An 11,891-nucleotide genomic window follows, 5' to 3' on the forward strand; every position below is an offset into this window, starting at 1 on the left:
GAGTAGTCGCGTTGTGTACGTTTAACATACTGTTTCATCACATTCTCCTGTAAATCGCGGGAAAATGTGTCAACGCTATTCAGGACGGGTCACAGACAGGTTAAAAAGGGCGCTTTGGCGCCCTTTTTTTGTTTCTGCTCAGTACGGGTAAACTGCCCTGCAAACGGCGTCACTGCTGGGATTTCTGCTTGCAGTGGTCGCTGAAGTTCGCATATTATCTGACCCGTTATAATAATCATTATCGTTTCGATTCGCTTGCCTGAGCCTATTTTAAGAGACACCTTTTATGAATGCGCGAACGACTTTTGCAGACAACACCAAAAAACAATTTTCCCGGCCGCTTCTGGGCGTCATGATTTCACTGAGCCTGAGCACCTCGCTTTACGCTGCGCAGACGGAGACCATGGTGGTCTCGGCGGATGGCGGCAGCGGCGTCGAGGCGGAAAGCGCCTGGGGTCCGGCACCGACCGTGGCAGCGAAACGCAGCGCCACCGGCACCAAAACTGACACGCCGATTGAAAAAAATCCGCAGTCTGTCTCCGTGGTCACCCGTGAAGAGATGGAGATGCGTAACGTCACCAGTGTGAAAGGGGCGTTTAACTACACGCCTGGCGTACTGACCGGTAACCGTGGCAGCTCAGACGTGATTGATGCGTTGTCGATTCGCGGCTTCAGCGAAACCAACACCAACCAGTATCTGGATGGGCTGAAACTGCAGGGAGATAACTACTCTGAGTTTGCCATTGACCCGTACTTCCTGGAGCGCGCCGAACTGCTGCGCGGGCCGGTGTCAGTGCTCTACGGTAAAAGCAATCCGGGCGGCGTGGTCGCACTGGTGAGCAAGCGTCCAACCCAGGAGACCCTGCGTGAAGTCCAGTTCCAGATGGGGAACGATAACCTCTTCTCGACCGGCTTTGACTTTGGCGGTGCGCTGGATGATGACGGCGTTTACAGCTACCGTCTGACCGGCCAGGCGCGCAGTCAGGATGCGCAGCAGGCCATGAACAAAGAGAAGCGCTATACCCTCGCCCCGTCATTCAGCTGGCGTCCCGACGATCGCACCCGCATTGACCTGCTGACCTATTTCCAGAACGAGCCGGAAACCGGCTATTACGGCTGGCTCCCGCGTCAGGGCACCGTGGTGCCGATTACCCGTGCCGATGGCAGCCAGTACAAACTGCCGACCAACTTCGATGAAGGCGAGCAGAGCAATAAAATCTCCCGCACCACCAAAATGGTGGGCTACAACGTCGAGCACAGTTTAGACGACACCTGGACGCTGCGTCAGAACCTGCGCTATGCCGATCTGCGCACCGACTACCGCAGCATTTATGGCAATGGTTTCGACGCAACGACGCAGGAGATTACCCGGGGTTCAGCAGCCTCCAAAGAGACGCTGAATCAGTTTACGGTGGATACACAGGCGCAGGCGAAATTTGCCACTGGCCTGGTGGATCATACGCTGCTGCTGGGTGTGGATTATCAGCGGACCCGTAATGATATTGATGCACAGTTTGGCTCAGCTTCCAGCCTGAATGCCGTTAATCCGCAATATGGCGATGATAGCGTGACGTCATATGGCCCTTATCAACGTCTCAACAAGCAGCGTCAGACCGGCCTCTACACGCAGGATCAGATGGAGTGGAACCGTTGGGTGCTGACGCTGGGTGGCCGCTACGACTACGCCATGACCTCCGTTTATGACCGGGGGACGGACAATGTTGATAGCCAGAACGACCAGGCATTCACGTGGCGCGGTGGTCTGAACTATGTGTTTGATAACGGCATCGCGCCTTACTTCAGCTACAGCGAAGCCTTTATTCCGAATGCCGGTTCAACCTTTGAAGGTAAGGCATTTGATCCGTCGCGCGCTAAGCAATATGAAGCGGGCGTAAAATATGTACCGAAAGATCGTCCGGTGGTGCTCACCGCTGCGCTTTATCAGCTGACGAAAACTAAAAACCTGACTGCCGATCCTAATCCAGGCAGAGCTCTCTTCAGCGTGCAGAGCGGTGAAATCCGGTCGCGCGGCGTTGAGCTGGAAGCCAAAGCGGCGCTGAATGCCAATGTCAATCTGACGGCTTCTTACACCTACACCGATGCAGAATATACCGAAGACACCCTGCTTAAAGGCAAAACGCCGGTGCAGGTGCCGAAGCACATGGCCTCACTGTGGAGCGACTACACCTTCCACGAGACGGCGCTGTCGGGCGTGACGCTGGGTGCAGGTGTGCGTTATGTCGGGGAAAGCCAGGGGCTTTACAGCACCGGTACTGAGCAGAACCAGAACTTTAAAGTGGCCGGTTACACCACGGTGGATGCGGCGCTGAAATATGATCTGGGCCGGTTCGGTCTGCCAGGCTCGTCGGTGGGCGTTAACGTTAACAACCTGTTCGACCGTGAATATGTCGCCAGCTGTTACCGTGAATACGCCTGCTACTGGGGTGCGGAGCGCCAGATTGTTGGCACCGCGACCTTCAGATTCTGATTTAACCGGGCGCTTCGGCGCCCGTTCACAGGGATAACCATGCCGCATTCGCACGCAGAAGAGGCCACCTTTACGCTGGATAACGCCAGTTTTGAGGTACCCGGCCGAACCCTCCTCCAGCCACTTTCGCTGACCTTTCCACCAGGCAAAATGACCGCGCTGATTGGTCACAACGGCTCCGGCAAATCCACGCTGTTAAAAATGCTGGGCCGTCATCATGCAGCCAGCAGGGGAGAGGTGCTGTTAAATCAGCAGCCGGTCGGACGCTGGAACAGTAAAGCCTTTGCCCGCGAGGTGGCCTATCTCCCGCAGCAGTTACCGGCAGCCGAAGGGATGACGGTGCGTGAGCTGGTGGCAATTGGCCGCTATCCCTGGCACGGGGCGCTGGGACGCTTTGGTCAGGAAGATCGTGACCGGGTAGAGGATGCGATTGCGCAGGTGGGGCTTAAACCCTTTGCCGGGCGGCTGGTGGATAGCCTGTCGGGCGGTGAGCGTCAGCGCGCCTGGCTGGCGATGATGGTGGCGCAAAACAGCCGCTGTCTGCTGCTGGATGAACCGACCTCGGCGCTGGATATTGCTCATCAGGTTGAGGTGCTGGCGCTGATAAAAGATCTGAGCCAGCAGCGCGGCCTGACCGTGATTGCGGTGCTGCATGATATCAATATGGCGGCACGCTACTGCGATCATCTCGTGGCACTGCGTCAGGGCGCGATGATTGCTGAAGGTGACGCCGGGGCAATTATGCAGCCTGAGGTGCTGGGTGCAATTTACGGCATTCCGATGGGCATTTTACCGCACCCGCAGGGCGGCGCGCCGGTCAGTTTTGTCTGTTAAGGAAAGGATGATGCCCGATCTTTATCGCCGCCGGCTGTTGCTGGCGCTGGCGGCCTCACCGCTGTTTTGCGCGCTTCCCCTGCGTGCTGCCACACCAAATCCGGGCCGGATTATTGCCCTGGAGTGGCTCCCCACCGAACTGCTGATAGCCCTGGGCATCACGCCCTGGGGTGTGGCCGATTTGCACAACTACAACATCTGGGTAGGAGAGCCGCCGCTACCTGCGGGCGTGATCGATGTCGGTCTGCGCACTGAACCCAATCTTGAGCTGATGGCGCAAATGCAGCCGTCGCTAATCCTCTGCTCCAACGGCTATGGCCCGTCTAAAGAGAAACTGACGCGTATCGCGCCGATCATGGGCTTCGACCTTCACAACGGCGACGGAAAACCCTTCACCGCTGCACGCGCATCGCTGCGTCAGCTGGCGGCACGTCTTGGGTTAAGCGATCGGGCGGAGCAGCATCTGCGCGAGGTCGATGCGGAGCTGGCGGCGGCGCGCCAGCGTCTGGCTCCTTATGCCGGACGCACGATACTGCTGATGACGCTGCTCGACAGCCGTCACGCCATTACCTTCGGTAAAAACAGCCTGTTCCTGGAAGTGATGACCCTGCTGGGCCTGAAAAATGGCTGGCAGGGTGAAACCAGTTTCTGGGGCAGTGCCGTGATTGGCATTGAGCAACTGGCGCAGGCCGGGGATGTGGATGTCCTCTGTTTTGATCACGACAACGACGTGGAGATGCAACAGCTGATGCGCAGTCCGCTGTGGCAGGCCATGCCGTTTGTACGCGCCGGACGCTTTCAGCGCGTCCCGGCGGTCTGGTATTACGGTGCTACGCTCTCGGCGCTGCACTTTGTTCGCGTGCTGGAACGCGCGCTGGAGACGCACTGATGCGCCATGCTCTGTTTCCCGCAGGCCTCCTCAGCCTGCTGTTTCTGCTCGCACTCAGCCTGACGCTGGTTAATCTGCACCAGGCGCTGCCACAGGCTGAATGGTGGCAGGCACTCTGGTCACCGGCAACCGATAGCCTGCAGCAGATGGTGTTCCACTACAGCCTGCTGCCACGCACCGTACTGGCGCTGCTGGTGGGGGCTGGACTGGGGTTAGCGGGCCTGCTGTTTCAGCAGATATTGCGCAACCCGCTGGCAGAGCCGACCACGCTGGGCGTCTCCTCCGGCGCACAGCTGGGGATTACCGTGGCGACGCTGTGGCATCTGCCGGGCGGGGCGCTGACACAGCAGTTTGCCGCACTCAGCGGGGCGCTGCTGGTGGCTGCGCTGGTATTCGGCGTGGCCTGGAGCAAACGTCTGTCGCCGGTGACGCTGATTCTGGCCGGACTGGTACTGAGCTTCTACAGCGGTGCGGTCAATCAAATCTTCGCCATCTTCAATCACGATCAGCTGCAGAACATGTTTCTGTGGAGCACCGGCGCGCTGAATCAGATGAGCTGGGACAATGTGCAACAGCTCTGGCCGCGCCTGCTGCTGGCGTTTGTGCTGGCGCTGGCGCTGCTGCGTCCGCTGACGCTAATGGGGCTGGATGAGGGGGTCGCTAAAAATCTGGGGCTGGCGCTCTCTGTGGCGCGTCTCGGGGGCCTCGGGCTGGCAATCCTGCTTAGCGCACAGCTGGTGAATGTTGCCGGAATTATCGGCTTTATCGGGCTGTTTGCGCCGCTGCTGGCGAAACTGCTGGGTGGACGACGGCTCATCAGCCGGATGCTGCTGGCACCGCTGACGGGTGCGCTACTGCTGTGGCTGGCTGACAGCACTGTTTTGTGGCTCAGCGCCCACTGGCGCGACATTCCGACCGGCACGGCCACGGCGCTGCTTGGCGTACCGATTCTGCTGTGGCTGCTGCCGCGACTGCGTACCGGTTCGGTGCCGCCCGCGCTTAATCAGGGTGACACTGTGCCCGCCGAGCGACAGAACCTGCTGCACTGGTCGCTATTCGGTCTTGCTGTTCTGGGGCTGCTGACGTGGGGGGCGCTGGCACTGGGTCGTGATGCACAGGGCTGGACCGGGTCCGCAGGCGAGATGCTGCAGTCGCTGCTGCCGTGGCGTGCACCCCGTGTGCTGGCCGCGCTGGTGACCGGCCTGATGCTGGGCGTGGCGGGGAGTCTTATTCAGCGGCTGACCGGCAATCCCATGGCCAGCCCGGAAGTGCTGGGCATCAGTTCCGGTGCCGCCTGTGGCGTGGTCGTCATGATGTTCTTTGTGCCGGGCGATGCGCTGGCATGGCTGCTGCCCGCCGGTGCGATGGGAGCAGCGCTGACGCTGCTGGTCATTATGGCTGTCGCCAGTCGCGGCGGTTTTTCGCCGGAGCGGATGCTGCTGGCGGGCATGGCGCTCAACAGCGCCTTTGTCACTCTGCTGATGCTGCTGCTGGCCAGCGGCGATCCGCGTATGGGCGGGTTACTGAGCTGGATATCCGGGTCGACCTATAACATCAGCAGCAGCCAGGCAATTCAGAGCGCTGTCTGTGCGCTGCTGCTGGTTTCGCTGGCACCGCTGGCCAGTCGCTGGCTGACGCTGCTGCCATTGGGAAGTGCCACCGCACGCTCAGCCGGAATCGCCTTAACGCCGGTGCGACTTAGCCTGCTGCTGCTGGCGGCCGCGCTGACGGCCAGCGCCACACTGACGATCGGCCCACTGAGCTTTGTCGGGCTGATGGCTCCGCACATGGCGCGGATGCTGGGATTCCGGCGGGCACTGCCGCAACTGGTGCTGTCGGGATTACTGGGTGCGGGATTAATGGTTATGGCCGACTGGTGCGGACGGATGCTGGCGTTCCCGGATCAAATCCCGGCCGGGCTGATGGCGACGTTTTTAGGTGCGCCTTACTTTATCTGGCTGCTGCGGCGTTCAGGTTAAAAAAAAGACCGGCGCAAGCCGGTCTGAGATGATTAACAACGTCTGGCCCGATTGGCTGTGAGGCTGAGCCTGCGAAGGGAACACGGTCAGATCGGAAAGACGCTAAGGCCAGTCCCTGACACGCTCGGCCCGCGCGATTACGCACCTCATCCCTGAGGTGCGCCCGTAGCCGGGCCAACGCTTTGCGTTGTTCAAAAACGCTCCCGGCGTTTTTGTCCCAGGCGCGGGCCGCTTTCCACCTCTGCCCGTGTTCCCTGCGCGTTGAGTTTTATGTTGCTGTGAAATTCCGGACCGGCTGCTGCCGGTCTTTATCTCTAACGCTGCCGAAATCAGAGCTTCGCGAAACAACGACGCGCGGCGTCGACAGTGCGCTGAATATCCTCTTCGCTGTGTGCCAGGGACATAAAGCCCGCTTCATAGGCTGATGGCGCAAAGTAAACGCCTTCTTCCAGCATCAGATGGAAGAAGGTTTTAAAGCGATCCACATCGCAGCGGGTCACGTCCGCGTAACAGGTCACGCTGTCGGCATCGGTGAAGAACAGGCCGAACATCCCGCCCACATGGTTTATCACCAGCGGGATAGCGTGCTGTTTCGCCGCATCACGCAGGCCTTCTGCCAGCTGGCGGGTCAGGGCATCCAGTTTTTCGTGAGTGCCCGGCTGGGCGATCTGCGTCAGACAGGCAAAACCTGCCGCCATAGCAATCGGGTTACCAGAGAGCGTGCCCGCCTGATAAACCGGACCGGTCGGGGCCAGCGCCGCCATCACGTCGCGACGGCCACCGAACGCACCAACCGGCATCCCGCCACCGATAATTTTTCCAAGGCAGGTCAGATCAGGACGCACGTTGTAGTGGGCCTGTGCGCCGCCCAGCGCGACGCGGAAACCGGTCATCACTTCATCAATAATCAGCAGTGCGCCGAACTCATCACAGAGCGCACGCAGGCCTGGCAGGAAGTCTGGCTGCGGTGGAATGCAGTTCATGTTACCGGCGACCGGCTCAACGATGATCGCGGCGATGTCGTCAGGATACTGCTCAAAGGCGCTGCGCACCGAGTCCGTATCGTTAAAGGTACAGGTCAGGGTATGTTTAGCGAAATCTGCCGGTACGCCCGGTGAGTTTGGCTGACCCAGCGTCAGAGCACCGGAACCCGCTTTCACCAGCAGATGGTCAGCGTGGCCGTGATAGCAGCCTTCAAACTTGATGATTTTATCGCGGCCGGTAAAGCCACGTGCCAGACGGATAGCGCTCATGGTTGCTTCGGTGCCGGAGTTAACCATTCGCACCATCTCCATGCCCGGCATCAGCTCACACACCAGCTGCGCCATCGTCACTTCCATCTCGGTCGGTGCGCCAAAGCTCAGGCCGCGCTGGGCGGCTTCGATGACCGCATTACGGATCGCCGCGTTGTTATGACCCAGCACCATCGGACCCCATGAGCCAACATAGTCGATATAGGCTTTGCCATCGGCGTCATAGAGATACGCGCCATCAGCGTGTTCAATAAACAGCGGAACGCCGCCCACACCGGTAAATGCGCGTACTGGCGAGTTTACCCCACCCGGAATCAGGCGTTGTGCCTCGGCAAACAGTTGTTCGGACTTACTCATTTTCGGCTCCAGCGGTTCAGAAAAATATTGCGCCATTCTACGGAAGAGGGGCAGCAGACGAAAGGCGGATTCACCCGCAGCGCCCTTAATGGAGGTGAAAGCGGCACAGAGTGCGAAGGGCAGAGCTTGATTGCGCTGAGGTGCTGGCTGATAATAGCTTAATTAAGGTCGTTTTCTGACCTGGACGTTTACCGGAGTAAAACATGAGTGATGAAGTAGTAGCACTGCCGTTGCAGTTTACCGACGCCGCAGCCACAAAGGTCAAAAACCTGATTGCCGACGAAGAGAATCCGGCGCTGAAACTTCGCGTCTATATCACTGGTGGCGGTTGCAGTGGTTTCCAGTACGGCTTCACCTTTGACGATCAGATGAACGATGGGGACATGACGATTGAAAAGCAGGGCGTCTCGCTGGTGGTTGACCCAATGAGCCTGCAATATCTGGTGGGCGGTTCAGTGGATTACACCGAAGGTCTGGAAGGCTCACGCTTTATCGTGACCAACCCGAACGCCAAAACCACCTGTGGCTGTGGCTCTTCCTTCAGCATCTGATGACGAAGGCCGTCATCGCGACGGCCTCGTTTACCACTCTATTGTGACCAGCCGGTTACTTTGCTTCACTCTTCCCTGCGACTGAATCGGACTCTGGGTCACGCGTGGCTGCGCGCTTGCCTGCCTGCCGCAATTGATCTGCGGCGCGGGCTGACCGTTAGCCGTGTTGATTTCACAGCGTGAATAGATGACAAGCCTGGCGCCTATAGAGCCGTTTATCGATCCTGCAACAGCCGATCCAGCGATCGATAGCCCTATGGCCAGCAGCAGTGCTCTGGTCATATGAAGGTTCCTGGTGTTTAAAAAAGCGCCGTGGCGCTAAAAGGACGGCAAGCATACGTGGCCGGCTCGTCTCTGGTATTGATTAACGGCAAAAAGCGTAGTGACTTTAATCAATTCGCCGATTTATTGATCGGGATGCAGGGCCACACAAAGCTGTTGCGCGGCCAGCAGCAGTCGCGGGCCAGGCCGGCTCAGCCAGTCCTCGTTAATGGCGATCACGGGCACCGTAAGTTGTGGCCGCCAGAAGTCACGGATATTGTCTGCCTGCCGGGCACTGCCCGCTGTCACCACGGCCTGTGGATGCCGCATCAGCACCTGTTCACGACTGACCTGTGGCCAGCTGACGCGACTGTCAGCAAAGATATTCCTGCCACCACATAATGTAATAATGTCATTCTGCAGCGTGGCTCTGGCGGCCGTAAACAGCGGCTGCTGACCAAACTGCAAAAAAAGCGGAACCGCAGTCAGGTGAGTATAGCGCTGACGCAGTGCAGCTTCCTGCTGCCGTAACGCGCGGGCGGCACGGCTAGCCTGATCCGGACTGGGACTCCAGCGGCCCAGATCGGCCAGCGCTGTGAACATCTCATCCAGCGTCTGCGGATCAATCCATTTAACCGGTACGCCGAGCTGCTGCAACTGATCAATCTGCCGCTGCGGATTACCGCCGCGCCAGGCTAAAACCAGATCCGGTTTAAGCTGCAGAATGCGTTCGGCCTTGATGCCCTGCCAGTTGGCGACCTGCTCAATCTGTTTCGCCTGCGGCGGATAGTCAGACCACGCACTGACTGCAATCGGTGTAATCCCGGCAGCAAAGGCGAGTTCGGTCAGATGGGGGGCAAGGGTGATAACACGGGGCGGGGAAGAGAGCAGGCTGCTGCTTAACAGCAGCAGCCAGCAGAACAGCAGCGTTTTAGCCACGCGCCAGATGCGCCAGCAGGTTCTCCACCATCAGCGAAGATTGCTTCGCCGCCACGCTTAAGAACTCATCAAAGCTGAGGTGAGACTGCTTATCGGCCACGTCAGAAATTGCGCGGACGACCACAAACGGCACCTGGAACTGATGACAGACGTGACCAATAGCGGTCGCTTCCATCTCAACGGCAATTGCCTGCGGGAACTGACTGCGAATGCGTGCCAGCGGTTCGGCACCATTGATAAAGGCATCGCCGCTCACCACCAGACCCCGGACAGCATTCAGGTCCAGCTGTTTGATGCAGGCTTCTGCCGCCGCGATAAGGTTGCTGTCTGCCACAAACGCGGCCGGACAACCCGCCATCTGACCCGGCTCATAACCAAAGGCCGTGACGTCTGCATCGTGATAACGCACTTCTTCAGACACCACGATATCACCGACGCTCAGTGATGGCGCTAAACCGCCCGCCGATCCGGTGTTGATCACCACATCCGGCTTGCAGAGCTGCAGCAGCAGGGTCGTACCCAGCGCGGCAGAGGTTTTACCAATGCCCGATTTCAGCAGTGCCACCTCAACGCCCTGCAGGGTGCCGGTATAGATTTCACAACCCGCCAGCGACAGCGTTTGACGGTTTTCAATTTTGTCGCGCAGCAGTGTGACTTCCTGCTCCATCGCGCCAATAATGCCTGCTTTCATAGTGAGTTCCGCTAATGTAAAGAATCAAAATTTAGGGCATAGTCTACCATGCCATTCAGGGGATTAATTCACGAAAAAGTCAGGGGTAACTCATGTCGGCGATCAATTTCAGGAAGAAGATCAGCTTCTCGCGCCCTTATAACAGTCGAAAAGATCCGGAAGGCGAATATTACATTACCCGCCATTTTGAGAGCGATCGTGGACGGATTATCAACTCCGCCGCCATCCGGCGTTTGCAGCAGAAAACCCAGGTCTTTCCGCTGGAGCGCAACGCCGCTGTTCGCTCCCGCCTGACGCACTCGCTGGAAGTGCAGCAGACCGGGCGCTACATCACGAAAGAGATTCTGCAAACCCTGAAGATGCAGGGCGGACTGGCGCAGTATGGTCTGGAGGAGCTGGAAGGCGCGTTTGAAAGCCTGATTGAAATGGCGTGTCTGCTGCATGACGTGGGTAATCCGCCGTTTGGTCATTTTGGCGAGGCTGCCATTAACGACTGGTTTGAAGAAAACCTTGCGGCCGAACTGGTCGATCCACTGGTAGCGGGTGTTGAAGGGGAGGCGCAGCGTAAAGCCTTCGATCAGCTTAATGCCATGATCCGTCAGGATCTCTGTCATTTTGAGGGCAACGCGCAGGCCATTCGTATGGTGCACACCCTGCTGCAACTCAATCTCAGTTACTCGCAGGTTGCCTGCATCCTGAAATATACCGCACCCGCCTGGTGGCAGGGTGAAAAGCCCGCTGAGTTTAGCGTTCTGATGAAGAAACCCGGGTTTTATCTCTCCGAGCAGGATTATATTGCCGACCTGCGTGCGGCGACGCACATGGAAGAACACCACCGTTTTCCGCTCACCTATATAATGGAAGCCGCGGATGATATCTCCTATTGTATTGCTGATTTAGACGACGCTGTAGAAAAAGATATCTTTAATGTTGAGAGTTTGTTTGAATTTCTTAATAAAGCCTGGGGGCCTGTTAAAAATAACGACGCTTTCAGCCGGACTATTGGCGAAGCCTGGCGTGAAGCCTGCAGTAAAAAACGTCGAAGCCGTAGCGATCAATTTTTTATGTCATTACGCGTAAATGTTCAGAGCGTGTTAGTCAGTTACGCGGTGAAACGTTTTGTTGATAATTTGCCTGCTATATTCGATGGACGTTTTAACCACGCGCTACTGGAAGATGAGGGTGAAGAGGGCCGCTTACTGCAGCTGTTTAAGACCGTTGCGCGCCAGCAGGTCTTTAACCACTCTGAAGTTGAACAGCTGGAGTTGCAGGGATACCGGGTGATTAAAGGCCTGCTGGAGATCTATCAGCCGCTGATGCGCCTCAATTATGAAGCCTTTACCACGCTGATAAATGAAGATTTCCTGCGTCAGCACCCGATCGAAACCCGTCTTTTCCATAAACTCTCCGGTAAACACCGTAAAGCCTATTTGCATAAGATGCGTAATCTGGTGGTTGAGCATAAATACCAGCGGCTGTTATGGGAACGTTATTATCGCTTCCGGCTTATTCAGGATTATATCAGCGGGATGACCGATCTCTACGCCTGGGATGAGTACCGGCGACTGATGGCAGTAGAATAAGCCGCCGATTGTAAAGAGCGCGAATAAATTTTTACCTTTGGCTTAAACTTTTAAAGGAACTTCGCG

The 11,891-nt window shown here is 57.7% G+C and carries 10 protein-coding genes; 6 read left to right on the forward strand and 4 right to left on the reverse strand.

Going from position 1 to position 11,891, the window contains the following annotated elements; translation table 11 throughout:
* The first annotated feature begins 286 nt into the window (after window positions 1-286).
* The 4 genes from fhuA to fhuB are packed head-to-tail and all read left to right on the forward strand — an operon-like array spanning window position 287 to window position 6,190.
* Entirely contained in the window at window positions 287-2,488 is a 2,202-nt protein-coding gene (gene fhuA / locus N5J69_RS20175; protein ID WP_279772412.1) for a ferrichrome porin FhuA, read from the forward strand.
* Between the two features lie 39 nt (window positions 2,489-2,527).
* Entirely contained in the window at window positions 2,528-3,322 is a 795-nt protein-coding gene (fhuC, locus tag N5J69_RS20180; RefSeq protein ID WP_279772413.1) for a Fe3+-hydroxamate ABC transporter ATP-binding protein FhuC, read from the forward strand.
* 10 nt (window positions 3,323-3,332) lie between these two features.
* Complete coding sequence (gene fhuD, locus N5J69_RS20185) at window positions 3,333-4,211, forward strand: Fe(3+)-hydroxamate ABC transporter substrate-binding protein FhuD (RefSeq protein WP_279772414.1); 879 nt, start codon at window positions 3,333-3,335, stop codon at window positions 4,209-4,211.
* Window positions 4,211-6,190 carry a Fe(3+)-hydroxamate ABC transporter permease FhuB gene (gene fhuB / locus N5J69_RS20190; protein ID WP_279772415.1) on the forward strand — a complete coding sequence of 660 codons (1,980 nt, stop codon included), beginning with the start codon at window positions 4,211-4,213 and terminating at the stop codon, window positions 6,188-6,190. Before fhuD ends, fhuB begins: the two co-directional genes overlap by 1 nt.
* 329 nt (window positions 6,191-6,519) lie before the next feature.
* Here fhuB and hemL read toward each other — a convergent pair whose 3' ends face one another.
* The gene (hemL, locus tag N5J69_RS20195; protein ID WP_279772416.1) at window positions 6,520-7,800 is read right to left on the reverse strand and encodes a glutamate-1-semialdehyde 2,1-aminomutase; all 1,281 of its coding nucleotides are present in this window, start codon (window positions 7,798-7,800) and stop codon (window positions 6,520-6,522) included.
* Between the two features lie 203 nt (window positions 7,801-8,003).
* On the opposite strand from hemL, the gene erpA reads away from it, so the two are divergent.
* Window positions 8,004-8,351 (forward strand): iron-sulfur cluster insertion protein ErpA, encoded by a 348-nt coding sequence (gene erpA, locus N5J69_RS20200; protein ID WP_010254064.1) that lies wholly within the window; start codon window positions 8,004-8,006, stop codon window positions 8,349-8,351.
* A 30-nt stretch (window positions 8,352-8,381) separates the two neighbouring features.
* Here erpA and N5J69_RS20205 read toward each other — a convergent pair whose 3' ends face one another.
* The 3 genes from N5J69_RS20205 to mtnN all read right to left on the reverse strand — a co-directional run bounded on the left by N5J69_RS20205 (window position 8,382) and on the right by mtnN (window position 10,242).
* Entirely contained in the window at window positions 8,382-8,633 is a 252-nt protein-coding gene (locus N5J69_RS20205) for a hypothetical protein (protein WP_279772418.1), read from the reverse strand.
* 123 nt (window positions 8,634-8,756) lie between these two features.
* Window positions 8,757-9,551, reverse strand: a complete 795-nt coding sequence (btuF, locus tag N5J69_RS20210) for a vitamin B12 ABC transporter substrate-binding protein BtuF (RefSeq protein WP_279772419.1) — start codon at window positions 9,549-9,551, stop codon at window positions 8,757-8,759.
* Window positions 9,544-10,242 carry a 5'-methylthioadenosine/S-adenosylhomocysteine nucleosidase gene (mtnN, locus tag N5J69_RS20215; RefSeq protein ID WP_279772420.1) on the reverse strand — a complete coding sequence of 233 codons (699 nt, stop codon included), beginning with the start codon at window positions 10,240-10,242 and terminating at the stop codon, window positions 9,544-9,546. Before mtnN ends, btuF begins: the two co-directional genes overlap by 8 nt.
* A gap of 92 nt (window positions 10,243-10,334) precedes the next feature.
* Here mtnN and dgt point away from each other — a divergent pair, with 92 nt between their 5' ends.
* A complete protein-coding gene (dgt, locus tag N5J69_RS20220; protein ID WP_279772421.1) occupies window positions 10,335-11,825 on the forward strand; it encodes a dGTPase in 1,491 nt (496 codons plus the stop codon).
* Window positions 11,826-11,891 lie beyond the last annotated feature (66 nt).

The organism is Pantoea sp. GD03673, from assembly GCF_029844725.1.
In the GTDB taxonomy this organism is placed as follows: Bacteria; Pseudomonadota; Gammaproteobacteria; order Enterobacterales; family Enterobacteriaceae; genus Pantoea.